The sequence below is a fragment of the Streptomyces sp. NRRL S-455 genome, from assembly GCF_000717875.1.
GTDB lineage: Bacteria > Actinomycetota > Actinomycetes > Streptomycetales > Streptomycetaceae > Streptomyces.
This window is the reverse complement of the sequence record NZ_JOCT01000037.1, coordinates 1-26273: the sequence shown is the minus strand read 5'-3', so window position 1 is coordinate 26273 and position 26273 is coordinate 1. Positions and strand designations below refer to the sequence as shown.

Sequence of the window (26273 nt, the reverse complement as noted above, 5' to 3'; positions counted from 1 at the left end):
GAGGGGGACGGGATGGTGCGGCCGTCGTGGTCGGGCCGCCCGGTATCCGTGGCAGGTTCGGAGCGGGGAGCCGATGACTGCCGGGCGTCGCGGCGGGCCGGCTCGCCGGGCGCCTGCCGGGTCCCGGCAGCGGGGAAGGTGTGGCTACGGCGCCGGGTGGAGATGACTATGGGCCAACGGACAGGTCCTGCCTAGCCCTCATCCGATCGATATCGAAGATGTGGATCATCCGGACCTTGGATGCCAGGCACTTGCACGGACCCGCTATCTCGATGCGACCGTGGCGATACGGCCGGGCTCGGAAGCGGCCAGCTCCGCTCCCACGCGGGCCGCGGTCTCGCGCAGCCAGATGTGGGCCGCGTCGTGGGTGTGCACCGGGTGCCACCACAGTGCCTCCTGGAGAGGCACCGCCCCGTAGGGAGGTTCCATGAGGCGTACGGCGGCCACGCCGCGCAGCAGCTCGGCCAGGCGCTGCTGTACCAGAGCGATCCGGCGGGTGCCGGCGACCAGGAAGGGCAGCGCCTGGAAGCTGTCGACGGAGATCTCCACGTGGGGATCGACACCGAGCATGCTCAGCTGCCGGGCGGCCGGAGCGTCGTAGGCGCGCTGGTAGATGACCCAGGGCAGCCGTGCCAGGTCCTCCATGGTCAGCTGGTCGCCGACCTCGTCGTTCGTCTCGGCCACCAGGAAGGCCCAGCGGTCGGTGAACAGGTCGACGGCGGGGAAACCGCCGATGATGCCGCGCGGCATGAGCAGCCCGTCGGCCGTGCTGAGCAGCGGTGCGGTGTCCTCCGTGACGTCGATGGGCGTCCGCTGGAACCGCAGCCGTACCCCCGGGGCCTCGGCGTGCACGGTCCGGGCGAGCTCCGCGCCGAACACGGCGAGGGCGTAGTCGGAGGTGAGCAGGGTGAACTCGTGCTCCTCGCTGCCCGGGGCGAAGTCGGCCCTGCTGCTGAAGACCCGTTCCAGCAGGTCGCAGGCGGTCGAGGTGCGGTCCAGCAGAGCGCGGCCGAGGGCGGTCAGTTCGTACTGTTTGCCGACGCGCGCGAGCAGGTCGTCGTCGAAGTGGCGGCGCAGGCGGGCCAGGGCCGCGCTCATCGCCGGCTGGCTGAGCCCGACGCGCTGCCCGGCGCGGGTGACGTTGCGCTCCTCCAGCAGGGCCCGCAGGGACAGGACGAGATTGAGATCGAGGCCGGAGAGGGACACGACGCCTCCAGAGCGAGGCCGCTTGCGGCGGACACATTTGCACTGTGGATGATCAACATCTAAAGAATCTATTTCCCAGATTACGGGGTGGGAGTCAGATTGGTCGCACCGCAATCTGGAGGACATTCCCGTGAAACCCGCAGCCGCTTCCGCGTCCTTTTCCGGTCCCTTCGCCCTTGGCGTCGTCTCTGACTCTGACCAGGCGACTTTCCCCGGTCTTGTGATCCCCGGGGGGCGCGTGCTGGATCTTCGCACGGCCCTCGGAGAGCCGGCCCTGACGACCCGGGGGATTTTCGAGCACTGGGACGAGATGCTCCCTCGCCTGCACGAACTCGCGGCCGACGAGACGGCCGACTGGCGGCCGTTGGAGCACCTGCGGGCGCACGCGCCGGTCGAGCCCCGCCAGGTCTTCCAGTCCGGCGCCAACTACCGGCAGCACGTGATCGATCTGGAGGTCGCCCATCGCGCCCCCGACGACCCCCGCACGGTCGAGGAGGCGCGCGCGGAGATCGCCGCGGTCATGGACCGGCGGGCGGCCGAGGATCTGCCGTACGCGTTCATCGGCCTGCCGAGCGCGATCACCGGCCCCTTCGACGACGTCGTACTCCCGGACTGGGCGCAGCAGCCGGACTGGGAGCTGGAGTTGGCGGCCGTCATGGCGAGGCCCGCCTACCGGGTGACGGTCGAGGAGGCCCTGGAGTACGTGGCCGGCTACACCATCGCCAACGACCTCACCGACCGCGCCACCGTCTTCCGCCGGGACATGAAGGCCATCGGCACCGACTGGCTGCGCTGCAAGAACGCTCCCGGTTTCACCCCGCTCGGCCCGTGGATCGTGCCCGCCGAGTCGATCGCCGACCCGGGTGACCTGCGCCTCACGCTGAAGCTCAACGGCGAGACCATGCAGGACGAGTCCACCAAGGACATGCTCTTCGGCATCGCCCGGCTGGTGTCGTACATCTCCCAGACCTCCCGGCTCCTGCCCGGCGACCTTGTGCTCACCGGCAGCCCGGCCGGCAACGGCATGCACTGGGGACGGCTGCTGCGCGACGGTGACGTCATGGAGGGCTCCATCACGGGTCTGGGCGCGCAGCGCACCCGCTGCGTCGCCGAGGGGACCGCGTCATGACGGCCCCGCTCGACCCCACGGACGCCGAGGGCGCGATCAACGAGGCCGCCAAGCGGTATTCCAACTGGGGGCGTTGGGGCGAGGACGACGTGCTCGGCACGCTGAACTTCCTCGACGAGGCCAAGCGCCGCGAGGGCGCGGCACTGGTCCGCCGGGGCGTGAGCTTCTCGCTGTCGCAGCGGTTCGACATGAACGGGCCGCAGAAGGGCTGGCGCCGCCGCACCAACCCCGTCCACACCATGCTGGACACGGGAACGGACGCGGCGCTGGGCAACCAGGGCTTTCCGCACGGCATCGGCGGCGCCGACGACGTGATCACGATGCCCCTGCAGTGCTCCACCCAGTGGGACGGGCTCGGGCACATCTTCGACCACGGCAAGGCGTGGAACGGACGCGACGCCGCGAAGACCGTCACCTCGGACGGCGATCTGGTCACCGGCATCGAGCACATGGCCCCGTACGTCGCCGGGCGCGGAGTCCTCCTCGACGTCGGCCGGATGATCGGCGACGAACGCGGGGAACTGCCGGACGGTTTCGCGATCACCGAGGAACACCTGACCGCGACCGCCGAAGCGCACGGCGTGGCCGTCGGCCGCGGGGACATCGTCGTCGTCCGGACCGGGCGGCTGACGCGCGCCCGCCGCGAGGGCTGGGGTGACTACGCGGGCGGAGACTCGCCCGGCCTGTCCTTCACCACCGCCGGCTGGCTGCACACGAGCGAGATCGCCGCGATCGCCACCGACACGTGGGGCTTCGAGGTACGGCCGAACGAGTTCGACGGCGCCTTCCAGCCGCTGCACCAGGTCGTCATCCCCAACATGGGCCTGCTGATCGGCGAGATGTGGGACACCGACGCCCTCGCGGACGACTGCGCCTCCGACGGCGTGTACGAGTTCTGGCTCACCGCCGCACCCCTGCCCATCACCGGAGCCGTCGGCTCCCCCGTCAATCCGGTCGCCGTCAAGTGACCTGCTCAACAAAGGAGTTGGCGATGGAAGGCAAGAGAGTCCTGGTCATCGGAGGGGGCACCTCCGGCAACGTCATGACCGTGCTGCTGCGGCGGGCCGGCATCGACGTCGACCTCGTCGAGGTCAGACCGGACTGGAACGTACGCGGCTCCGGCATCACCCTTCAGGGCAACGCCCTGCGCGTGCTGCGCGAGATCGGCGTCTGGGACGAGGTCCGCGAGCACGGCTTCGGCTTCGACGCCCTGGGGCTGACGACGCCCGACGGCACCGTGCTCCACGTCGGTGACGTCCTCCGTACCGGCGGAGACGACCTCCCCGCCACCCTCGGCATGCAGCGCCCGGTGCTCCAGCGCATCCTCGTCGACGCCGTCCGGGCATCCGGCGCGAACGTCCGGCTCGGCACCACCGCCGAGATCCTCACCGAGGACGACACATCAGTGACCGTCCGGTTCAGTGACGGCACCGAGGGCAGCTACGACCTCGTCGTGGCCGCCGACGGCCTGCACTCCGCGACCCGCGCCGCCATCGGCATCGACGTCGAACCCGAGCCGACCGGCATGGCCATCTGGCGTGTCCCGGCGCCCCGCCCGGCCGGAGTGGAGTGCAGCGTCCTCTCTCACGGAGGACCCTGCTACATCGCCGGCTACACGCCCACCAGCGAGGACACGATCTACGCCTATCTGGTGGAGGCCGGCCGCGACCGCGCCACGATCCCGCCCGAGTCCTACGCGCGGGAGATGCGCCGCCTCGCCGAGGGCTACGGCGGTGCCTGGGACGAGATCCGTGACTCGATCACCGACCCGGCGCAGGTGAACTACACCTGGTTCGACCGGATGCTGGTCGAGGAGTCCTGGCACCGGGGCCGGGTCGTCCTCGTCGGCGACGCCGCGCACTGCTGCCCGCCCACCATGGCCCAGGGCGCGGCCATGGCCCTGGAGGACGCCTGGGTGCTGTCCCAGCTGCTGACCAGCGGATCCGCGTGGGACGAGGAACTGCTCACGCGCTACTACGAGCGGCGGATCGGCCGGGTCCGGATGGTCGTCGAAGCGTCCGTGCAGATCGGGCAGTGGCAGCTCGACGGCGTGCCCGGTGATGTGCCCGGGCTGCTGGAGGCCACCATGCCGGTGCTCAAGGAGCTACCGTGAGGGCCCACCCGCCTCCGGCTACCGCTGGGAGCCGCCCCCAGCCCGACCCCCGCCCCTCGTCGAGCACGGAGGCGCACCCCGTTCGGACGGTGGACGTGCACGCGCACCTCCTCCTGCCCGAGGTCGAGGCCCTGGTGGCCGACCTGCCGGGCCTGGCGGAGGCCAAGGCCCTCGATGCCCGCCGCAACGGGCCCGCGGCCCAGGCCGTCAGCGGCCCCATGGTCGCCGAGCGCATTCCGAGGCTGACGGACGTTGCCGTACGACTGGCTGCGATGGACGCGCAGGGCGTGGACGTCCAGCTGGTCAGCCCGTCCCCCTCGCACTACCACTACTGGGCGGACGAGGAGACGGCCGAGAGGCTCTACCGGCTCGCGGACGAGGCGACGGCCGCGCACTGCGCACAGGCGCCCGACCGGCTGCGAGGGCTCGGTCTCGCCCCCCTCCAACATCCGGAGCAGGCCGTGCGGGCCCTCGAACACGCCCAGGACCAGGGACTTCTGGGTGTCGAGATCTCCAGTCACGCACCGGGCCGCGAGCTGTCCGACGCTGCGTACGAACCCTTCTGGACCCGGGCCGAGGAGACGGGCGCGATCCTCTTCCTGCACCCCTTCGGCTGCACGCTCGACGAGCGCCTCGACCAGTGGTACCTGTCCAACACCGTCGGCCAGCCCACCGAGAACGCCGTCGCGCTCTCGCACCTGATCTTCTCCGGGGTGCTGGACCGGCACCCGGAGCTGAAGGTCATCGCCGCGCACGGGGGCGGGTATCTGCCCACCCACATCGGCCGCTCCGACCACGCCTGGTCGGCCCGCTCCGACGCGGGCGCCGGCTGCGCCCACCTGCCCAGCAGCTACCTCAAGCGCTTGTACTTCGACTCGCTGGTCCACGACCCGCAGGTACTGCGGGCGTTGGTCGGCGCGGTCGGCCCGGACCGTGTGCTGCTCGGCTCCGATTTCCCCTTCGACATGGGCACCGAGGACCCCGTCGGCGCACTGCGCGCCGCACGCCTGCCCGACGACGACTTCCATGCCGTGCGCGGTGGCAACGCGACAACGCTGCTGCGCCTGACCTGACCCCCCACGGGAGGAAAACCCACCATGGACGCACGCCTGCTCACCCATCTGCGGCACGTCGACCTCGCCGTGCCCGACTACGACAAGCAGCTCGACTTCTACGCCGGCGTCTGGGGCCTGACCCCGGTCGCCGAGGACTCCGGCATCTCCTTCCTCGCCGCCGAGGGCAGCCCCGAGCAGTACGTGGTGCGGCTGCGCAAGGCCGAAGAGAAGCGCCTCGACCTCGTCTCGTACGGCGCCGGCTCCACCGAGGACGTGGACACCCTCGCCGAGCAACTCCTCGCGGGCGGCGTGCAGTTGATCTCCCAGCCGGGCAAGAACGACACACCCGGCGGCGGCTACGGCTTCCGCTTCTTCGACGTCGACGGCCGCACCATCGAGGTCTCCGCCGATGTCGAGGCACGGCAGCACCGCCGTATCGAGGAGAAGGAGGCGATCCCGGTCCGCCTGTCGCACGTGGTACTCAACTCCCCGGATCTGAACAAGACCCGTGAGTGGTACGAGACCCACCTCGGCTTCCGGCTCTCCGACACCCTCGGCACGCCGCACATGGGCGAGGTCATGCACTTCATGCGGATCTCCAACCAGCACCACTCCATGGCTATCGCCAAGGGCCCGCACACCTCACTGCACCACGTCTCCTTCGAGATGCGCGGCCTGGACGAGTACATGCGCGGCTCCGGCCGCGTGATCCGCGCCGGCTTCAAGAAGGTCTGGGGGCCGGGCCGGCACATGGCGGGCGACAACACGTTCACGTACTTCCTGGACCCGCACGGCAACACCGTCGAGTACACGACGGAACTGGAGCTGCTGGACGAGGACACCTGGCACCCCCACGTCTACGACTTCTCCCAGCCCGAGGTCACCGACCAGTGGGGCACCGCCAATCCCATGAACGAACTGGTCGCCAAGGAGTCCTTCAACGACGTCGACCGCGGCTGCTTCGTCGCCCCGCCGGTCTGACCCCCTCGAACCCCGGGGACGCGGTGGCCCTGTCACCGCCCTGACGCCCTTGCCGCGTCCCCGGGCCCCACCGCTGCCGAAGACCGCCGGAGCCTGGAGCCGTACATGCGTTTCGCCACCTATGAACATCGACACCAGCGACGGGTCGCCGTCGTGGAGGAGGACGGCACCCTCCACCCGGTTCCCGGGGCGCGCTCGCTCACGGAGCTGATCAGCCGCGGCGACGGACTCGACGCGCTCCTGCGCGCCGGCGCCGCCACGCTCGACGTCCCGCCGGGCCCTCACGTGTCCGAGGTGCGGCTGCTGCCACCGCTTCAGCCGCCCACCGTGCGGGACTTCGTCACCTTCGAGGAACACGTCGAAGGCGTACGGCGATCCGTCGACGGGGCCGGCGTCGGCGAGGTGCCCGAAGCCTGGTACGACGCCCCGACGTTCTACTTCACCAACCCGTACGCCGTCATCGGCGCCCACGACGACGTCCCGGTGCCGCCGGGCAGCAAAGTCCTCGACTTCGAGCTGGAGGTCGCCGCCGTCATCGGCCGGGAGGGGCGGGACCTGACGCCGGAGCAGGCACGGGACCACATCATCGGCTACACCGTCTTCAACGACTGGTCGGCCCGCGACCTGCAGTCCCGCGAGATGCAGGTCCGCCTCGGCCCGTGCAAGGGCAAGGACACGGCCGCCACCCTCGGCCCGTACCTGGTCACCGCCGACGAGCTGGAGCCGTACCGCGACACCGACGGCTTTCTGCGCCTGGCGCTGACCGCCTCGGTGAACGGCGAGGTCGTCGGCAAGGACCTGTTGTCCAACATGAGCTGGACCTTCGAGGAGATGGTCGCCTACGCCTCGCGGGGCACCGTCGTCCGCCCCGGCGATGTGCTCGGCTCCGGCACCTGCGGCAACGGCGGCTGCCTCGCCGAGCTGTGGGGCGTCCGGGGCGAGCAGTCCCCGCCCCCGCTGAAGCCGGGAGACACCGTCACCCTCACCGTGGAAGGCATCGGCACCGTCTCCAACACCGTGGTCGCGGGCAGGAATCCGGAGCCGCTGCCGACCGCCCGGCGCCGCAGCCGGGAGCGGCCGTGAACGATCTGCACCCCAAGAGGCTCCTCGGCAAGGTCGTCGTCGTCACCGGCGCCGCGCGCGGCCAGGGCGCCGCCGAGGCCGAGGCCCTGACCCGCGAGGGCGCCCGCGTCATCGCCACCGACGTGACCGAGGCCCCCGGCTGCCGCCACCTCGACGTCACCGACGAGGAGCACTGGGCGGAGCTGGCCGCCGAGCTGAGGGAGTCGTACGGCCAGGTGCACGGCCTGGTCAACAACGCGGGCATCACATGGCGCGCCCGCCTCGACGAAGTGACCCCCGACGACTTCGCCCGAGTCCACGCCGTCAACGTCACCGGCCCGCTCCTTGCCATCCAGCACCTGACGCCGCTGATGCCGCCCGGCTCGTCCATCGTCAACGTCGGTTCCACCGCCGCGCTCAGCGGCCACTACCCGGTCGCCTACACGACCAGCAAATGGGCACTGCGCGGCCTGTCGAAGACCGCGGCCACGGAGCTCGGCCCGCGCGGCATCCGCGTCAACACGATCCACCCCGGCTTCATCGAGACCGAGATGACCGCCTCCGCCGCCCCTGCCTTCCGCGAGGCGAACATCCGCGAGACCCCTCTCGGCCGCACCGGCACGGTGCACGAGGTCGCCCCGCTCGTGGTCTTCCTCCTGTCCGACGAGTCCTCCTTCATCACCGGCGCCGAGATCCCGGTCGACGGCGGACTCACCACGCATGGGGGCGTCAAGTCCATCTCGGACGCTCTGGGTTCAGCCGCTGTGGATTCGGCTGCCTCGAATCCGGAGGGGCATTGAAGCGGCTGAAAGGGAAGGTGGCCCTGAACCGTCTTCCTCGCCTCCGACGAGGCGGCCACATCACCGGCGCCAACCTCGTCGTCGACGGCGGCCGGTCGTCCGTACTCCCCAGCTGAGAGGGACCACTCCCGTGAACAAGGTGAGCTCGAACGCCGACGAGGCGGTCGCCGACATCGCCGACGGCGCGTCTCTGGCCGTCGGCGGCTTCGGCCTCAGCGGCATCCCCGAAGTGGTGATCCGGGCCCTGCACGAACAGGGCGCCACCGGCCTGCAGGTCGTGTCGAACAACTGCGGCGTGGACGGCCGCGGGCTGGGCGTGCTGCTCGCCGCCGGCCGGATCGCCCGCGTGACGGGCAGTTACGTGGGCGAGAACAAGGAGTTCGCCCGCCAGTACCTGTCGGGCGAGCTGGAGGTGGAGCTGGTGCCGCAGGGCACACTGGCCGAACGGCTGCGCGCCGGCGGCGCGGGCATCCCCGCGTTCTACACCCCGGCCGGTGTGGGTACCCAGGTCGCGAACGGCGGTCTGCCGTGGAGGTACGCGGCGGACGGCTCGGTCGCCGTGGCCTCCCCACCCAAGGAGACCCGCGACTTCCACGGCCGACCGCACATCCTGGAGCACGCCATCACCACCGACTTCGCCCTCGTCCGGGCCTGGCGGGGGGACCGGCACGGCAACCTGGTCTTCCGCCGCGCCGCGGCCAACTTCAACCCGCTCGCGGCGATGGCCGGCCGGATCACGATCGCCGAGGTCGAAGAGCTCGTGGAACCGGGCGAGCTGAGCCCCGACACCGTCCACCTCCCCGGCGTCTTCGTCCAGCGGATCGTGGAGCTCACCCCCGCTCAGGCCGCTGACAAACAGATCGAGAAGAGGACAGTACGAGCATGAGCACGACGATGGACACGCCCCGCGGCTGGACCCGCGACCAGATGGCCGCCCGCGCCGCCGCTGAACTCACCGACGGCTCCTACGTCAACCTCGGCATCGGCCTGCCCACACTCGTCCCCGGCCACCTCCCGCCCGGCGTGCATGTGGTGCTGCACTCCGAGAACGGCATCCTCGGCACCGGCCGTTATCCGACCGCCGACGAGGTCGACCCGGATCTCATCAACGCGGGCAAGGAGACCGTCACCGTCCGGCCGGGGGCCTCCTTCTTCGACTCGGCCCTGTCCTTCGGCATGATCCGCGGCGGTCACATAGACACCGCGGTGCTGGGCGCCATGCAGGTGTCGGAACGCGGTGACCTGGCCAACTGGATGATCCCCGGAAAGATGGTCAAGGGCATGGGCGGGGCGATGGACCTGGTCCACGGCGCCCGCCGGGTCATCGTCCTGATGGAGCACACCGCCAAGGACGGCAGCCCGAAGATCCTGACCGAGTGCACCCTGCCGCTCACCGGCGAACGGTGCGTCCACCGCGTCATCACCGACCTCGGCGTCCTCGACATCACGCCCGACGGCCTCACCATCGTCGAGACCGCACCCGGCATCACCCTCGACGAGATCACCGCGAAGACGGCCGCGCCCCTGCGGACCGACGCCGTCACCGCTGCCTGCTGAACGCGGTCGTCCAAACCGGTAGGTCCTCCAGCCCGGGTGCCCCCTCTCCGGGCAGTCGGGTGAGTGCGAGGCGCAGGATCACCTGGGCGGCAGGAGAGGTGAGTTGGTCGGCTCCCGCGTGATCCGGCCGCGGATGTCCTCCGGCACGATCGTGCCGGCGATCTGGGTCACCAGCGACTCGGCGGTGTAGCAGCCCTCCAGCCGGCCGGGCTCTCCTCGCAGGTCCACTGACTGCCCGACTCGCCATCAGCTTACGGGGCCGTGATCACTCGCCCCGAAGCAGCTCCAGCCCAAAGCCGCTCCGCCGACCTCACGCGCAATTCACCCCTGGGTCCGTCGCCTCCAAGTGCCAGCCGTAGGGTGCTGGGCGTGGACAGCACCCTGCAATTTCCGACAGAAGAGGACATGGAGCTGGTCGAGTTCGCCCAGCGCATTGTGGAGGCCAACGGCGACGGGGAGGTGCACACGGTTGGCGCCGCTGTCCGAGATGCGCGAGGACGGATATTCGGTGGCATCAACCTCTACCACTTCACTGGCGGACCCTGTGCAGAGCTCGTGGCACTGGGGCATGCCCGTGCGGCAGGGGCGCGTGAGCTGGCAACCATTGTTGCCGTCGGCGACAGGGGCCGCGGTGTGCTCGCGCCTTGTGGCCGTGATCGACAAGTCCTTCTCGACCACCATCCAGACATCCGCGTCCTGGTGCCCACGGCCGAAGGGGTTCGCAGCATCGCCATAGCGGGCCTCCTACCGCACAGCTATGTATGGGCCGATCAGGCCGCTTCCTCTGAACCGGGCTGCCATTCGACAGCGAGGCAGTCCATGTATTTCCATCGGGACTATCTCGACGCCGTCCGCACCGGACTGAAGACGACGACCGTTCGCTTCCGTGATCCGGTATCCACGGGGCCGGTCAACATGGTCTTCGAGCTGGATGAGGAGGTGGTGCTACAGGGTGTCGTAACGCAGATCATCTCAAAAAAGGTCGACGAGCTGACCGAGCAGGACGCCATCGCTGACGGATTCCGCGATCTCGAAGAACTACACGACAGGCTGCGGTACCACTACCCCGACATCGTTCCCGCCGATGATATTGCCATCGTCCAGTTCCGCTTGGCTGACGCATGAATCCCTTGCCCGGCTGCAGGGGTGAGTGTCTAACTGCGTGACAACGCCTACGTACAGCGGCGGACAACCGCGCATGCCTACGGACCATCGCACCAGGCGAGAGGTGCACAGGCCGCACGTCGAGGGCCCGCCCCAGTTGCTTCGGGACGAAGAAGAGGAGCGTCGAGCGGCTACGCCAGGTGCGCGATTGCCAGGGCGGCGAGCTGCAAGGTGGCGACAGAGCTTGGCGGCGGAGTGCAGCCGGACAGTGGCCTGGGCGTTGGTCTCAGAGGATGATGGACAGCGGACGGCAGCGCCGCTCAACGGCGATGTGGACCTTGCTGGTCAGTCCGCCCCGGGAGCGGCCCAGTTCGGCGGCCCGCAGCCGGGCCCTGCGGCGTCGGCGCACGGCCCGGCGCTGGTCCCTCTCGGGATCCTCCATGTCCGCGGACCCCTCGCCTACGGGGTCGTTTTGCCCCCTTTGCTGCAGCCCCTTTTCCTCCGCCACGGCCTTCTCCAGATCCTCAAGGAGTTCCGGGTCGACCACCATGCCCGCCGCATGGTGACGCGCGCGGACAACCGTCGAGTCCACACTGGCCAGGTTGAGATCGACATCGTCGCGGGTCGCTGCCTCGGCGATCGTCGCGTCCATGAGGGTCTGGAAGACCGCGTCACGCGCCCACATCCGGAATCGGTCGTAGATCGTCGACCAGGAGCCGTAGCTGTCCGGCACATCCCGCCAGGGCTGCCGGTACGGAACCGCCACATCACCGCGTTGAAATAGCTACGCAGGTCAGGGATCGGTCCGAACGCCCCCAGCGGCAGGTGCGGCTCGATCAACTCCCACTCGGCGTCGGTCAGGTCACCACGAGTCACGCGACCGCTCTACCGCAGCCGGCACCCTCCTGGCGCGGGAATGTGCGGGGAACTGCGCGAGCGGCCACGACGCGGGCGCACTCGTACGAACAAGGCGAACCCCAGGCAGCTGAGCGGGAGGCCGGGCCTACTGGAGCATGCCCCAGATGAGTTCGCTGTCGGCGTCGGTCACACCGGTCGTGGTGACGCCGGACGACGTGCCGGGGAAGCGCAGCGAGCCGTTGATGGCGCCGACGTAGAGGTCGGCCTTGCCGTCGCGGTTGGTGTCGCGGAGGCGGACCGGCTCGCCGAAGCAGTCGTTCCATGCGACGTCGCCGGGGACGCCGGCGGTGTTGCGGGCGAGCCACTGGGAGTTGGTGCCGGTGATCCCGCTCGCGCTGCCGCGCAGGACGTGGACGCCGCCCTCGGTCGTCTCCTGGCTGATCTTCTCTCCGAAGACGCCGATCGCGAGGTCCTTGTAGCCGTCGCCGTTGATGTCGGCGGCCGAGACGGAGGAGCCGAACAGGTCGCCGGACTCTGGGGTGCCGGCGACGTTGGTGGTGGCCTGCGTGATACGGACGGCGGTAGCGGGGCCGGTGGAGGAGCCGTACCAGATGGACACCCGGCCCTGGTTGTTGTTGTACATCTGGCTGCCCGCCGCGAGGTCCCCGTAGCCGTCCTTGTTGAAGTCGGCGATCACCGCCTCGCTGGGGTCGCCGTAGTCCGTGACGAGGCGCAGGGTCTTGCCCGCGCTGAGCGGGGAGCCGCCCTTGATGAACCACGCGTCCGTGCCGAAGGTGTCGTCGGTGATTCCGATGACCACCAGATCGGTCTTGGAGTCCCCGTTCATGTTGCCCGAGACCAGGGACGTGGGCGCGAAACTCGTCGTCTTGTCGTGGCTGGTGACCGAGCCTGCCACACCGGTGCGCGTGATGCTGCGGTAGACGTAGACCTTGCTCCCGCTGATCGCGGCCAGGTCCTTCTTGCCGTCCCCGTTGAAGTCCCCGGCGGCGAGGTCGCGGCCGAAGCGGGCGTTCGACACCTTGGCGCCGGCGTTGGGGATCGCGGTGCCACCCGAGAGGCCGGTTGCGCTTCCCCACAGGATGACGACGCCGCCCTCGTCCGTGCGTCCGTCGACGTCCTCGCGCGACACCGACACGGCGAGGTCCCCGTATCCGTCGGCGTTGAAGTCTGCGGGCACCCGGACGTCGCCGAACTGGTCCTCCGTCTCGTCGGCGCCGGGGACACCGGGGCTGTCCTGGGTGATCAACTGGGTCTGGGTGCCGGGTCCGGAGGCGGTACCGAAGGTGATCCGGACGCCGCCGCCCTTGCTGTACTGCTCGTAGGTGTAGCCGGCGTAGTCGCGGTAGCCGTCGCCGTTGAAGTCGTCCGCGTACCTGGCCGCCGCTGCGCTGGCGGGAGGTGCCGTGAGGACGGGGGCGAGGGACGCCACGAGGAGTGCCGCGCAGGCTGCGGGGCGAATGCGCATGAAGTGTCTCCTGATGATTCTGTGCGCCGCTCCTGTGCCGATTGATTTCTCAGGGACCACAGAGACAGGAGCGGTTGATGATCAGGAGACAGTCGGACGGGGGAAAAGGTTGCAGGCGGATAGCTACGCGGGTCAGGGATCGGTCCGAACGCCCCCAGCGGCAGGGGCGGCTCGTTGGCCCGGACGTGGGCGGAGTCGAGGACGGCGCGGGAGAGGTCGAGGAGGTCGGCGTCTCGAGCCGGTGCAGGATCTCTTCGTGCAGCCGGCCCCAGACTCCGGCCCGTGACCAGTGGATCATGGGCGCCGAAAGATCACGTCAGTTGTAGACATTGAATTCTGCGACTGACCACCAACTACGCGCAACATCGCCGGTATTGACGACCTTGATGTAGCGGGCTGTCTGTGTCGGGAAGGAAATCAGATGGACTCGCTGGCCGTCCGCAACGGAAGAAACCTTGGTCCAGTCGGTTCCATCCGTGGATACGTACACGTCTGCGCTCCGCGCATAGTCGCTGACACTGCTGCCGACATCCAGCACGATCTTGCTGAAGGTCTGTGTCTGTCCCATGTCCACTTGGATCCAGAGGCCGTCGTACTGTCCTGTTCCGGAGCTGTAGCGAGTGTCGGAATTGCCGTCGAGCATGTTTCCGGGCGCATCCGACTGACTTGCGTCCGAAGCCTTTGCGGTCCAACCCGTCCGCGGCAGAGCGGCACCTGGATCTATGACGTCGAACGAGGATTCACCTGCGTCCACTCCGCTGGTTCCCTTCACGGAAACCGTGACCTTCCCCGCCGGAAGCCCTCTCGGGACGTAGGCGCTGATGCTCGTGTCCGACCAGGTGTCAATTTCGGCGTAGCTTGATCCGAAGTACACCGTGCCCAGTCCCTGCGCGTCACCGAAACCGGAGCCGCGGATCGTGAACTTGGAGCGCGGCATGCCCTGGTCCGGCGTGAGACTGCTGAAGTTCGGCGTTGGGATGCTCGACAGGTTGGTGGTTGTGAACATGGCCGAGGTGCCGCTTGGCAGCGTATAGGCGTACGAGCCGTCGGTGGAGATTTTAAAGCTCTTGCTGTCGGCGGTTCCGTTGAATATCACGGTGACCTGCGACCCTTCCTTGCTGGTCCAGGTCTTCAACTGGAGTCCGTTCGATACCGCTGTCGGAGCTGTGATCGAACCGGTGCCACGCGAAGACCCGTACACCTGGATGTCGCCGATGGCCCACCAGAAACCGGATGCCGCGGTACTGACGATGCGGATGTACCGTGCCGTCCGGGTCGGCAGCGTGACGGCGATCTTTCCGATGCCCCCGCTGCCGCTTGCGATCGCGCTGCCCCAATCGGCACCGTCGTTCGACACGTATATCTGGTACTTGGTGACGTAGTCGAAGGAATTGTCGACGCCGGTGTCGAGGACGAGCTTGTTGAAGCTCGTGGGGCTACCCAGGTCGATCTGGAACCAGTCGCCGCTCGTGGTCCCGTGCCCGAGACTCCAGCGTGTGTCGATGTCGCCGTCGATCGCGTTCGCGGCCAACCCCCAGTCCGGCTGCGAGGAAGCCGTGGCGGTCCATGCGCTGCGACTCAGCGGCCTTCCTGTCGTCTGCATGGAGGCTCCGACCGGGAGGGAGTAAGTGACCAGCTTCTCTCCGGTACGGATGGAATGGTGATGGGGCAGGAGTGCCGGATCGTATGTGACAGTGACCGGACCGGACGTCGACTTGAACGTGAAGTCGTGTGTCGGGTCCGAGATCTTGGCGGCTGCAGGGCCGTGGATGCTCTGGGCAGGCCCCGTGTACGTGAAGGTGACGGCGTCGCCGGCGTTCAGGGAGTAGTCGAACGAGTGCGTCCCGTCCGCGACGCTGAAGGTTTTCGCCGCGCTTCCCGAGTTGTACGCGATCAGGACCTTCGATCCGTCCGGGTTCTGGAACGCGACGTTCTCAACGCTTCCTTCCCCGAAGGTGTTCGAGTAGATCCGGCGTGCTCCAGGCTTGACGAACTTGCTGGCGTGGGCGAGAGCGTAGTAGTCCACGTTGTAGGACACGCGACCGTCGGTCGGATCGATCGTGAGCAACCCCCGCAGCATGGGTATGCCGGCGGTGTCGCTGTTGAGCGGGCCCCTGTCGGGGTCGAGTGCGATGTTCCACAGCATCACGCCGTTCGCCCAATTACGGGTGCCGTTGATGATCCACGTACCGAGTGCTTCGCTGAACGCTGTCCGGTCGCTGTCCTGCCAAACGCCCCCGGTGGCTTCCGTGATGTAGGTTTCTTTGGTCGGATAGTCGTTGTGGACCAGGGTCTGGTGGGTCGGGGTGCCGCTGTAGATGTGCCATCCGGTTCCCGCGGTGTACTTGGAGGCAGCGGGGTCGCTGAAAATCGTCTCCGGATACGAGGGCACATCCCAGTTGTGGTCCCAGGCCAGGATCTTCGTGGAAATCCCGTTGGCCTCGAACGCCTTGCCGATCTCCTGGATCAACTCGGATTCCTGGTAGGCGGACAGGAACATGCCGGGCCAGGTGGGAGTGCCCATGGGCTCGTTCTGCGGCGAGATGTAGGAGATGGGCACGCCGGCTTCGTCGTAGGCCTGGATGAACTTCACGAAGTAGTTGGCCAGCGCAGAGGTGTACTCGGGCTTGAGGGTGCCTCCGATCATGGAGCCGGAGGTCTTCATCCAGCCTGGTGGGCTCCACGGATTGGCCACGATCTTGATGGTCGGATTGAGGGAGAGGGCCTGCCGCAGTGCCGGAATGATGTACGGCACATCATGCTGGATGGAGAAGTTGGACAGCTTCGGGTCCGTTTGTCCCGCCGGCATGTCGTTGTAGGAGTAGTTCCCGGACGCGTTGATATCCGTGGCACCCATCGGAGAGCGGAGCAGGCTGAGGCCGATGCCCTTCGAGGGATCAAACAGCTTCCCCATCAGCTCGGTCCGTCGGGCCGTGGGCAGCTTGTCGATGAGCCAGGCGGAGGAGTCGGTCATCGCCGCCCCGAAGCCCTGGACCTTCTGGTACTTGACGCGGTCGTCGATCTTGATGGTGAGGGGGTTGGCCGTTGTCTCCGCCTTGAACAGCACATCGTCCTGGCCGGCAACCCACTTGTCGGCCGACATGTCCGTCAGCCACACACGCACGGAATTGCCGCGTGCGGTCTGCTGCGGTTGCGGGGCGGCGACGGCGTTTCCGGAAATCTGCGTCCAGGCGGCGGCGACACCAACGGCGGTGGCCAGGAACTGGCGTCGTCCGAGACCGTACGAGCTCATGGAAGAACCTCCTTGGGGCCTGCTTTGTTCAGTGCTTGTGAAGGCGAGAGGGACAAGGCGAGTGGGACACCACCGCGCCGAGGTGAGGGGGCCGAGGGGTTGGAGACGGCTCTACGGCGATGTCGGAGCAGGCTCCGCGGTGCCGGTGCTCGGCTCCCCGACACCGAGCGGATGCAGCTCCCACGCGTCGATCGCGTAGCCGAGGTGCGCACCCGGTGCGGTGTGGGCCTGCAGTCGCCACGGGCTCTGCCCTGTGGGGTAGAAGCGCAGCGTGAGTACCTGGCCGGTGGTGGTCAGGAAGATTTCGGCGATGGAGTGGTCGACGACCACGCGCAGGTCGAGTGGCCGGTCGGCGGGGCAGGGCATCCGGTAGGAGCCGCCGCGGGCCCGGGCGTCCAGTGAGGCGTGGTTGCGGTCGACGACGAGTGCGCCCGCGGCGGCATCGAGGCGGATGTCGAGGTACTCGGAGCCGTCCGGCGTGGTGATCAGCCGCAGAGCGGCGTCTCCGGTCGGCTCCAGACGGGCCGTCAGGTCGAAGGCGTGGCCGGCGTTGCCGAGGTCCACCGGCTGCGGGCCGTGCGTCGCGCCCGCGGTGTGGATGGTGTGCCTGCCGCGCAGGGCGAGCAGTTCGGTGGCGGGCTGCTGGCGCAGGGTGCCGTCGTCGTGGACATGGATCTCGCGGGGCAGGGTGAGGACGCCGGCCCATCCGTCCGCGACGGCCCAGGCTTCGTCGCGGGCTTCCCATGACCAGCCCCACAGCAGCCAGCGGTTGCCCGGCGCGCGCAGCAGGGCGGGCGCGTAGCAGTCGGGGCCGTGGTCGGCGGGTACCGGTGCGCCGGCCTTGAAGTGGCCGTCGTGCTCCTCGCCGATCAGGGCTGCGACGCTCTGCGGTCCGGTGGCTTCGTTCCACGCGCTGAGGATGAGGGCGCCGGGCCGTCCGGACGCCGCCGGGAGGTATTGGGGACATTCCCAGCCCTCGCCGGTGAGCAGGCCGGTGCCGCTGATCGGCTCCTTCTCGCGGGCTGTGAAGGGGCCCCGGTAGGTCCAGGTCTCCAGGTCGGGCGAGTCGTAGCGGAGGGCGGCGGCGCGACCGTCCGCGAGGGCGGCGCCGACCAGCATCCGCCAGCCGTCGCCGTGCTGCCAGACGTACGGGTCGCGGTACATGGTGCAGCCCTCGGGCGGCTCGGGGATGAGCAGTTCTCCACGCGGGGTGAAGGTGCGGCCGCCGTCCAGGGAGACGGCGGAGGTGACCGGCTGGTGCTGGGACGAGCGGTCCTCGCGGTGCGCGGAGTAGAAGGCGACCAGCCGTTCGCCGTCGGACACGGCGCTGCCGGAGAAGCAGCCGTCGGCGTCCGGGCCGCCCGGGGTCGGGGACAGGGCGATCGGCAGCGGCTCCCAGGTCAGCAGGTCGGGGCTGCGGAAATGGCCCCAGTTCAGGTTCGCGTGGGTCGCTCCGTACGGGTTGTACTGGTAGCACACGTGGTAGTGGCCGTCGTGGAAGGCCAGCCCGTTGGGGTCGTTGATCCAGTTGCGGGGCGGGCGCAGGTGCGCCACGGGGCGGTGCGGATCGCGGGGGTGGGTGGACACACGCGTGCCTTTCGGTGTTTCGGAGGGGGCCCGCCCCGCCGGCCCTCGGTTCGGCGGGGCGGCCGGGCCGGCGGGGCGGGGTCTTCAAGCCGCGTACGGCCTTCAGGCCCGGGGATACGGCCATCAGGACCGGGGATACGGCCTCCAGTCCGGGATACGACCTTCAGGCCCGGATGCGGAACTGCGCGCTCAGTTGCTGCTCCCGTCGTGAGCTGGGCCCGACGCGGAGTGCGAACTCACCCGGTTCGACCACGCGGCGGTTGTCGGCCGTGACGAGTGAGCACCGCGCGGCAGGGATGCCGATGGTGGCGTCCAGGCTTTCGCCGGGCGGGATTTCGACCTGGGTGAACGCCTTCAGCTCCTGCTCGGCCCAGGTGACGCTGGTGGTCAGGTCGCTGATGTACGCCTGGACCGTTTCCAGGGCAGGGCGGCTGCCGCTGTTGGTGAGTCGTACCGTGGCGTGGACGGTGCCGTCGGCGGGGACGTCCGGGTCGTGCACGACGAGGTCGGAGTAGGTGACGGTGGTGTAGGTGAGGCCCTCGCCGAACGCGAACAGGGGGTCCTGGGTGAGATCCGCGTAGCGGTTGCCGTGCTGGCCTCGCACCTGGTTGTAGAAGACCGGCTGCTGCCCGACGTGGCGTGCGAAGGAGACCGGGAGCCGGCCGCTGGGTTCGGTGAGTCCGAGGAGGAGTTCGGCGACGGCGCGGCCGCCGCGCATGCCCGGGTTGAACGCCTCGATGAGTGCCGCCGCGTTCAGTGCCGAGTCCGGGAGGGTGCTCGGCTTGGACTGGGCGAGTACGACGATCATCGGTGTGCCGGTGGCGGCGACCGCGTCCAGCAGTGCGATCTGGCCGCCTTGGAGGTCGAGCGTGGCCGTGGAGCGCACCTCGCCGGTGAGGGCGATGGTGTCCCCCACGACCACGACGGCGTAGTCGGCGGCCTCCGCGGCGGCGATGGCCTCCTGGAGTTGGGCCCGGTCGACCGGGGCGGGGGTGAAAACGGCCGGCTGTGGCTGGCCGTCCGGCCCGGTGGTCCAGCCCGTGTCCTGGTCGGGGCTTTCGATGTCGGCTCCGCGGGTGTACGTGATGGTCCAGTCGGCGGGTGCGACGGCGCGAAGGCCGTCGAGCACTGTCTCCACCGACTCCCGTGGATGTCCTTCGGGCATCCAGGGAACCTGGCCGGTGGCGCCGGCCCAGTCGCCGAGCATGGCTTCCGTGCTGTCGGCGTTGGGGCCGATGACCGCGATCGTCCGTGGGGTGCCCCGGCTCGCGGCGCGGCCGGTTCCGTCGGGGGTCAGCCCGCCTTCGAGGGGCAGGATCCCGTCGTTGCGCAGCAGCACCAGGGAGCGTCGGGCGGTCTCGAGGTTGAGGTCGGCGTGTTCACGGCAGCCGATCACCTGCGCCTGCCGCTCGGGGTCGGGGGTGCGAGGGTCCTCGAAGAGCCCTAGCTCGAACTTCAGCCGCAGAACCCGCCGCACGGCGTCGTCGATCTGTTTCTCCTCGACCAGGCCGCGGGCGACCGCCTCCTGCGCGCCCTCGAAGAACGCGGGGGTGGCCATGATGAGGTCGTTCCCGGAGTTGACGGCGACCGCCGCCGCCTCGGCGTAGTCGGCGCAGGTCCGCTGGTCGTAGACCATCCGGCCGACGTTGTCCCAGTCGGTCACCAGCGTCCCGGTGAAGCCCCACTCGCCCTTGAGCACATCGTTGATCAGCCACTCGTTCGCGGTGATGGGCACCCCGTCCATCGACTGGTAGCCCAGCATGACGGCGCGGCAGCCGGCCCTCACAGCCTCCTCGAACGGGGGCAGGAACCATGAGCGCAGCTTGCGCGGGCTGAGATCCGCTTCGCTCGCGTCGCGCCCGCCCAGGGTTTCGGAGTAGCCCGCGAAGTGCTTGGCGTAGGCCAGTACGGCCGTCGGGTCACCGAGGCCCTCACCCTGGTAGCCGCGGACCATCGCCGCCCCGAGTTCACCGATCAGGAACGGGTCCTCGCCGAACGTCTCGTTGATCCGGCCCCAGCGCAGGTCCCGGGTGATGCAGAGCACCGGGGAGAACGTCCCGTGGATTCCGGTCGCCGCGATCTCGGTGGCGGCCGCACGGGCCACCCGGTGGAGCAGGGCGGGGTCCCAGGTGCAGGCCATGGCCAGCTGGGTGGGGAAGATGGTCGCGCCCGGCCAGAACGAGTGGCCGTGGATGCCGTCGTCGGCGGTCAGCAGCGGGATGCCGAGCCGTGTCCGCCGGGCCAGTTCCATGGCCTGAGGCATCAGGTCGGGAGAGACGTGCAGGACCGATCCGGCCAGTTTGGCCGACACGATGTCCGCCAGGTCCCCGTGTTGTGCGTCGAGCATCAGCAACTGCCCGGCCTTCTCCGGCAGGGTCATCCGGGACAGCAGGTCCTCGGTTCTCGCTTCCACGGTCGCTTCCGGGTCCAGGTACACGGCAGGGCGGACCGGCTGTCCCACTTTGTTCTCCAGGTGATGGGTCGTACGGGGGCAGGGAGTCGATGGCCGGCGGCGGGCGCCGGGCGTCATTTCAGGCCGGTGGTGGCGATGCCGGCCACGAACTGGCGCTGGAAGAGGAGGAAGACGATCATCACCGGCAGCAGGACGACCACTGCGCCGGCGAGCAGGATGCCGAAGCGGGTGAAGGACTGTCCGCTGCTGGCCAGGGCGAGACCGACGGGAAGGGTGTACTGGCTCTCGTTCTGCGCCACGACCAGGGGCCACAGGAAGTTGTTCCAGGAGCCGAGGAAGGTGATGATCCCGAGGGTGGCGAGGGCGGGCTTGGTCAGCGGCAGGATGATCTTCGCGAAGATGGCCAGTTCGCGGCAGCCGTCGACGCGGGCGGCGTCGATCAGCTCGTCGGGCAGGGTGGAGATGAACTGCCGCATCAGGAACACCCCGAAGGGACCGGCCAGGAACGGCAGGATCAGCCCGAGCAGGGAGCCGGTCAGGTGCATGTTGGACACCAGTACGTACAGCGGCACGAAGGTGACCAGGCCCGGGATCATGAGCGTCGCCATGACCAGCAGGAACACGGCGCGCTGTCCGCGGAACTCCAGCTTGGCCAGGGCGTATCCGAGCATCGAGCAGAAGATGAGGTTGCCCGCGGTGACGGCGAGGGCCACGATCACGGAGTTGGCGAACATGCTCGTGAAGTCGAGCGTGCTGAAGAGTTCACCGTAGTTGGCGGTCGTGGGCGCCGTGGGGATCAGGACGGGCGGTACTCGGCGGATGTCGGCCTCGGGTTTGAAGGAACCGGAGAGCATCCAGAGGAACGGCGCGATCATGAGCAGAAGGGCGCCGACGAGCGGTATGTACAGCCAGGGTTGGCCCCAGGTCCGGCGGACGCGGCGGCGCCTCAGGGTGCGGTCCGTGCCCGGGTGTGCCGTCGGCAGGGTGGGGAGGGTGCTCATGGGGCATCAGTCCTTGTCTCGCAGCACGCGGAACTGCAGTACGGTCAGCGCGACGATGAGGACGAAGATGACGTAGCCGGCGGCCGAGGCCATCTCGTAGTTGCCGTTGCCGAACTGCTTGTAGGCGTACAACGTGGCCGACAGCGTGGAGTCCAGAGGTCCTCCGTCGGTCATCACGAACGGCTCGTCGAAGAACTGCAGATAGCCGATGCCCGTGGTCACGGCTGTCAGCAGCAGGGCCGGACGCAGGAGCGGGAAGGTGACCCGCCAGAAGCGCTGCCAGGGCCCGGCGCCGTCGAGTTCGGCCGCCTCGATCAGGGACTGCGGGACGGACTGCAGACCCGCCAGCATGATGATCATGACGGTGCCGAGGTTGCGCCACACCGCCATCACGATCATGACGGGAAGAGCGAAGCGGGTGTCCGACAGCCAGGCCGGGCCGTCGATCCCGAACCAGCCCAGGACGAGATTCACGAGTCCCGCGCGCGGTTCGAGGAGCGTCTTCCACACCACGGCGACGGCCACGATGCTGGTGATCACCGGCAGGTAGAAGCCGACCCGGAAGACGGCCCGGAAGCGCCGGATGCCGCGGTCGAGGGCGACCGCCGCGGCGAGCCCGGCGGCCAGGGTCAGGGGCAGGGCCACCAGGACGAACACGGCCGTGTTGCGCAGGGCCGTGAAGAACTGCGGGTCCGCGAAGAGCCGTACGTAGTTGTCGAAGCCGACGAACGACACGTTCAGCGGTGTGCGCAGGTCCGCGCTCTTGGTGTCGGTCAGTCCCATCAGCAGCGACCACACCACCGGCATCAGCATGAAGGCCGCGAACAGCGCGAGGAACGGGGCGGCGAGGATCCAGGCGGCCCGGGCCTGCCGACCGCGCGCCGTGTCCCGGAGGACGAAGCGCCGGCGCCCCTGGGCCACGCTCTGTTCCGGCCGTGCGGTGCCCTGCTCGTGGGTGTCGCCCCGCTCGGGGAGCGTTTTCGTGGACATGGGGGTCATCCGTCCGTACGAGGGGTCCTCAGGCGGCGGCGCTCAGCGGCCGGTGCCGATGCTGGTGGCCTTGGACTGCAGCGTCTTCTGCACCTCGGCGGCGGTGGCCTTGCCGAGGGTCAGCTTCTCCAGTTCGGAGTCGATGGTGTCGGCGATCTGCTGCCAGGTCGTGAGGGCGGGCGGCGCCTTGCCGACCTCCAGCTGCTCGGCGAACGCCTTCATGTTCTCGTCCTCGGTCAGCTTCCCCTCCGTCCACGCCTGGGGCGAAGGAGGCAGAACACCGGTGGCCTTGGCGTAGGTCGCGAGGTTGGCGGGCTCGGTCAGGAACTGGGCGAACTTCCAAGCCGCGTCGGGGTTCTTGGCTTCCTTGAACACCGCCAGGTCGGTGCCGCCGGCGAACCCGGCGGGCTGCTTGGTGTACGGCACCGGCATGGTCTTCCACTTGCCGTCCAGCTCGGGCGCGTCCTTGTGGAGGCTGCCGCCGGCCCACGCACCCTCCTGGTAGACGGCGATCAGCCCGTCGCGGAAGCCCTGCACGTTGTCCGACCTGTCGGTCGGCGCCAGGCCCTCCTTCGGGACGCTCGCGTAGTCCTCCAGCGCCTTGGCGACCTCGGGCGAGTCGAAGGTGAACTTCCCGGTCTCGGCGTCGTAGATGTCACCGCCCTGCTGCCAGACCAACGGCACCCAGAAAATCCAGGAGTTGAAGCCCATCACCAGCCCGCTGGCATGGCGCAGCTCGGGGTTCTCCTTGCCGGCGGTGGCCTGAATGGCCTTGAGGTCCTTCAGGTATCCGGCCCGGTCGCCGGCCAGGGCGCCCTTGATACCGGCCTTCTTGGTGATGTCGGTCCGGTAGAAGACCGCTTGGGTGTCGGCGATGAACGGGACACCGTAGGAGGTGCCCTTGTACTTGGTGGTGTCCCACTGGCCGGGGTAGAAGTCCGACGACTTGATCGACTTCGGGGTGGCCTGGAAGCCGTTCAGGGCGGCCATCTCGGCCATCCAGGTGGTGCCCACCATGGACATGTCCGGTGTGTTGCCGCCGGCTATCGCGGTGGTCAGCTTGTCGTGGGCGCCGTCCCACGGGACCGCGGTGATCTTGACGTCGGCGTCCGGGTTCTCCTGCTCGAACTTCTTGGCCAGCTCCTTCAGGTCCTCGTCGGGGTCGCCCATGGACCACATGACCACGGTCCCCTTGGCCTTGCCGGCGCCGATCTCGGCGGGCGCGTCGTTGCCGGGGCCGGAGTCGTCGCTGCGGCCGCAGCCGGTGGCCACCAGGGCAGCCGTGACGGTGACGCACAGGGTCTGGACGGTTCTGACAGCGTGACGGGCGGATATACGCATGGTGCGGCTCCTTGCCGTTGAGCGATACGGAGGCCGGGGGGCGGCGAAGGGTGGGAGCGGGCGGACGCCCGGATGGGTCAGCACATGAGTGGAGACCGTGTGCGGTGGCAGCGGCGTCGATGGTCAGCCGCGGGTCGTGGCTGGAGCATCCGTCGCGGAGTGGGTGGCGGCCGGGCGGGTGGCCAGGCCCACCCTTCGGTGTCCCGGATCGGGAACGCGCGGGTGGAAAGGCGCAGGTGGAAAGGCACAGGTGGGCGGTGCCGCGTAAAGGCGGGCGAAGCCGACCGGAGTGGTGCGGAAGGCGAGGCCGAAGTGGTGCGCCGGGGTTTCAGGGAGCCCGGGCGGTGCGTCGCCGGCGACACACCGCCCGGCCGCGAGGCGCCCTCAGTTGCGCGCCTCGCGATGACGTGACGTCAGTTCGAGCTCGGCTCTAACGTCGAGCCACGGACGACGAGGCTGGTGGGAACGATCCGCGAGGGGGCGGCCTGCGGCGATCTCCGCACGTGGTCGAGCAGCAGACGGGCCGCTGCCTCGCCCATTTCCCGCATCGGCTGGCGGATCGTGGTCAGTGCCGGATAGGTGTACGACGCCAGCTCGATGTCATCGAAGCCCACCACGGCGACATCCCGCGGAATCCGAAGGCCGGCCTCGTGCAGGGCCGCCAGCACACCGGCTGCCATGGGGTCGTTGTGGCCGAAGACCGCGTCGAACTCCACGCCGTCCGCGAGAGCACCCGCGACCGCGCTCCGAGCGCTGTCGAACAAGAAGTCACCGCCGATGACGCGGCGCGGGTCGAGCTCGATCCCGGCGTGCGCACAGACGTCGACGAAGCCGCCCAGCCGTTCCCGAGTACAGCCGTACTCCTCGGGCCCGGTCACCACCAGAGGGCGCCGGCGGCCGATGTCCAGCAGGTGGCGTGCCGCCTGCTCACCGCCCTCCCGATTGGTGGTGGCCACGTACGGGAATCCCGGCCGCTGGAAGCGGTCGTCGATCAGCACCACCGGCAGCCCGGCTTCGTGCAGTTCCGTGATGGCTCCCAGGGCCCCCTCGGGCTCTATCACCAGCAGCCCGTCGAACGACTTGGCGGCGACCTGCAGGCCCAGCCTGCGCAGTGACTCCTCACCGCGGTTCACGGTCAGCACGCGCAGTCCGAAGCCCTCGGTCTCCAGCGTTTCGACGACCGCCTGCACGATGCCGGCCCAGGCCCAGGCCATGTCGGGGACCAGCATGCCGATCATCTGTGTCGTGCCGCGTGCGAGCCCCACTGCCCCGGCGCTCGGTACATAGCCGAGCTCCGAGATCGCCTCGCGGACCTTCAAGACGGTGTTCTCGTTGATCTCGCCCTTGCTGTTCAGCACCCGCGAAACCGTGGTCTTGCTGACCCCGGCCCGCGCGGCCACGTCGGCGATAGTGACTCCCATGTCACCTCCCCTCCCTTCCCGCAGAGGCGGGAGACGTCCTCCCGCACCGAAGGTGCCGATCGTACAGAGCACTTTGGTACCGGTACCGGAATCGGTCCCGGAACCGGTTTCGGTACCGGTTCCGGAAGTGAAGCACCGCGAGGCCCGACCGGTCAACAGGCCGGAAACAACTCGTTAACCGGCCGCCCTGGACCTCGACGGTGTCGCGGAAGCCTGCCGGTTCACCACCGACCCCTGCCCGGGCACCTGCGCTGACCTGCCCGTATGCCCAGGTGAACCCGTCACGGCAGAGGCACTCGGCACAGTCCGCGACCACCGGACCCGCCTGACGGAACGCGGGCTCACACCGGAGCAATCGCGTCCTGACCGTTGACGCACTGCCGGGAGGGGGCTTCATAATCGGGCTCTCGATGTCATCGCTGACACAAGTCAACGTTGACACCTCGGTCGGCGGCGTGGACGACGACGCCGGCCCGAGACGTCATTTTTTCGGTCCGTCCGCACCGGGGCCGCAGTCAGCGCTGCGCGGACGACCGCGGGACTAGGAGACACCATGAGCTCTGCACGCGTATCCCGGCATGCCCGCATACGGATGGTGGCGGCGGTGGCGACCGTCTGCGCCCTGTCCGCAGTCCCGCTCGCCCCGCAGCCGGCGGGCGCTGCCGACGCCCCGGCGTACACCGAGACCTACAGACCCCAGTTCCACTTCACTGCGCAGAAGAACTGGATGAACGATCCCAACGGTCTCGTGTACTACCAGGGCGAGTACCACCTCTTCTACCAGTACAACCCGAACGGCAACTCCTGGGGCGACATGTCCTGGGGGCACGCGGTGAGCCGGGACCTCGTGCACTGGGAGGAGTTGCCGCTCGCGCTGTCGCACGATGACGAGGAGATGGTGTTCTCCGGCAGCGCG

At 69.0% G+C, this 26273-nt stretch carries 21 protein-coding genes and 2 pseudogenes; 11 read left to right on the top strand and 12 right to left on the bottom strand.

The annotated features are described in order from the left end of the window. Window positions 1–264: 264 nt before the first annotated feature. Complete coding sequence (locus IE97_RS0134840; protein ID WP_030250103.1) at window positions 265–1206, bottom strand: LysR family transcriptional regulator; 942 nt, start codon at window positions 1204–1206, stop codon at window positions 265–267. 130 nt (window positions 1207–1336) lie between these two features. Between IE97_RS0134840 and IE97_RS0134835 the strand changes: the two genes are divergently transcribed. The 9 genes from IE97_RS0134835 (at window position 1337) to IE97_RS0134795 (ending at window position 9903) form a co-directional block, all read left to right on the top strand. Beyond that, complete coding sequence (locus tag IE97_RS0134835) at window positions 1337–2335, top strand: fumarylacetoacetate hydrolase family protein (RefSeq protein WP_030250098.1); 999 nt, start codon at window positions 1337–1339, stop codon at window positions 2333–2335. Then, entirely contained in the window at window positions 2332–3303 is a 972-nt protein-coding gene (locus IE97_RS0134830; RefSeq protein WP_030250095.1) for a cyclase family protein, read from the top strand. The genes IE97_RS0134835 and IE97_RS0134830 overlap by 4 nt, the downstream gene beginning before the upstream one ends. Before the next feature lie 23 nt (window positions 3304–3326). Continuing rightward, window positions 3327–4448 (top strand): FAD-dependent oxidoreductase, encoded by a 1122-nt coding sequence (locus IE97_RS0134825; RefSeq protein WP_030250091.1) that lies wholly within the window; start codon window positions 3327–3329, stop codon window positions 4446–4448. Beyond that, window positions 4445–5521, top strand: a complete 1077-nt coding sequence (locus IE97_RS0134820; protein WP_078603499.1) for an amidohydrolase family protein — start codon at window positions 4445–4447, stop codon at window positions 5519–5521. Before IE97_RS0134825 ends, IE97_RS0134820 begins: the two co-directional genes overlap by 4 nt. A 24-nt stretch (window positions 5522–5545) precedes the next feature. Next, complete coding sequence (locus IE97_RS0134815) at window positions 5546–6484, top strand: VOC family protein (RefSeq protein ID WP_030250087.1); 939 nt, start codon at window positions 5546–5548, stop codon at window positions 6482–6484. A gap of 105 nt (window positions 6485–6589) precedes the next feature. Beyond that, window positions 6590–7567, top strand: a complete 978-nt coding sequence (locus IE97_RS0134810; protein WP_030250084.1) for a fumarylacetoacetate hydrolase family protein — start codon at window positions 6590–6592, stop codon at window positions 7565–7567. Beyond that, window positions 7564–8346, top strand: a complete 783-nt coding sequence (locus IE97_RS0134805; RefSeq protein WP_037834530.1) for an SDR family NAD(P)-dependent oxidoreductase — start codon at window positions 7564–7566, stop codon at window positions 8344–8346. The genes IE97_RS0134810 and IE97_RS0134805 overlap by 4 nt, the downstream gene beginning before the upstream one ends. 130 nt (window positions 8347–8476) lie before the next feature. Further along, window positions 8477–9232 (top strand): CoA transferase subunit A, encoded by a 756-nt coding sequence (locus IE97_RS0134800; RefSeq protein WP_030250075.1) that lies wholly within the window; start codon window positions 8477–8479, stop codon window positions 9230–9232. After that, window positions 9229–9903 (top strand): CoA transferase subunit B, encoded by a 675-nt coding sequence (locus IE97_RS0134795; RefSeq protein WP_324605821.1) that lies wholly within the window; start codon window positions 9229–9231, stop codon window positions 9901–9903. Before IE97_RS0134800 ends, IE97_RS0134795 begins: the two co-directional genes overlap by 4 nt. Before the next feature lie 78 nt (window positions 9904–9981). Here IE97_RS0134795 and IE97_RS42340 read toward each other — a convergent pair whose 3' ends face one another. Further along, window positions 9982–10131: a hypothetical protein gene (locus IE97_RS42340; RefSeq protein ID WP_158708384.1), complete on the bottom strand. Its 150-nt coding sequence runs from the start codon at window positions 10129–10131 to the stop codon at window positions 9982–9984. 141 nt (window positions 10132–10272) lie between these two features. Here IE97_RS42340 and IE97_RS43665 point away from each other — a divergent pair, with 141 nt between their 5' ends. Beyond that, a complete protein-coding gene (locus IE97_RS43665) occupies window positions 10273–11028 on the top strand; it encodes an ASCH domain-containing protein (RefSeq protein ID WP_199809851.1) in 756 nt (251 codons plus the stop codon). A gap of 265 nt (window positions 11029–11293) precedes the next feature. Here the strand turns inward: IE97_RS43665 and IE97_RS43880 are convergent, their stop codons facing one another. The 10 genes and pseudogenes from IE97_RS43880 to IE97_RS0134740 form a co-directional block, all read right to left on the bottom strand. Beyond that, the gene (locus tag IE97_RS43880; protein WP_158708383.1) at window positions 11294–11773 is read right to left on the bottom strand and encodes a transposase; all 480 of its coding nucleotides are present in this window, start codon (window positions 11771–11773) and stop codon (window positions 11294–11296) included. Between the two features lie 237 nt (window positions 11774–12010). Next, window positions 12011–13351 carry a VCBS repeat-containing protein gene (locus tag IE97_RS0134775; RefSeq protein WP_030250064.1) on the bottom strand — a complete coding sequence of 447 codons (1341 nt, stop codon included), beginning with the start codon at window positions 13349–13351 and terminating at the stop codon, window positions 12011–12013. A gap of 170 nt (window positions 13352–13521) precedes the next feature. Further along, window positions 13522–13640 (bottom strand): annotated as a pseudogene (locus IE97_RS43280) (IS5/IS1182 family transposase); the annotation flags it as partial. 27 nt (window positions 13641–13667) lie between these two features. Beyond that, window positions 13668–16604, bottom strand: coding sequence for a discoidin domain-containing protein (locus IE97_RS39535; protein WP_051705235.1), 2937 nt, complete (start codon window positions 16602–16604; stop codon window positions 13668–13670). A 111-nt stretch (window positions 16605–16715) separates the two neighbouring features. Next, entirely contained in the window at window positions 16716–18191 is a 1476-nt protein-coding gene (locus IE97_RS0134765; protein ID WP_037845274.1) for a glycoside hydrolase family 32 protein, read from the bottom strand. A gap of 163 nt (window positions 18192–18354) precedes the next feature. Further along, window positions 18355–20652 (bottom strand): glycoside hydrolase family 3 N-terminal domain-containing protein, encoded by a 2298-nt coding sequence (locus IE97_RS0134760; protein ID WP_030250054.1) that lies wholly within the window; start codon window positions 20650–20652, stop codon window positions 18355–18357. A gap of 65 nt (window positions 20653–20717) precedes the next feature. Continuing rightward, on the bottom strand, window positions 20718–21605 hold the full coding sequence (locus IE97_RS0134755; protein WP_037834534.1) for a carbohydrate ABC transporter permease: 888 nt from the start codon (window positions 21603–21605) through the stop codon (window positions 20718–20720). A 6-nt stretch (window positions 21606–21611) separates the two neighbouring features. Further along, the gene (locus IE97_RS0134750) at window positions 21612–22595 is read right to left on the bottom strand and encodes a carbohydrate ABC transporter permease (protein ID WP_234331892.1); all 984 of its coding nucleotides are present in this window, start codon (window positions 22593–22595) and stop codon (window positions 21612–21614) included. Window positions 22596–22637: 42 nt separating this feature from the next. Further along, window positions 22638–23936, bottom strand: a complete 1299-nt coding sequence (locus IE97_RS0134745) for an extracellular solute-binding protein (RefSeq protein WP_030250044.1) — start codon at window positions 23934–23936, stop codon at window positions 22638–22640. A 413-nt stretch (window positions 23937–24349) separates the two neighbouring features. Further along, window positions 24350–25357: a LacI family DNA-binding transcriptional regulator gene (locus IE97_RS0134740; RefSeq protein WP_030250041.1), complete on the bottom strand. Its 1008-nt coding sequence runs from the start codon at window positions 25355–25357 to the stop codon at window positions 24350–24352. A gap of 553 nt (window positions 25358–25910) precedes the next feature. On the opposite strand from IE97_RS0134740, the pseudogene IE97_RS38930 reads away from it, so the two are divergent. Then, window positions 25911–26273: pseudogene (locus IE97_RS38930) on the top strand (glycoside hydrolase family 32 protein); the annotation flags it as partial.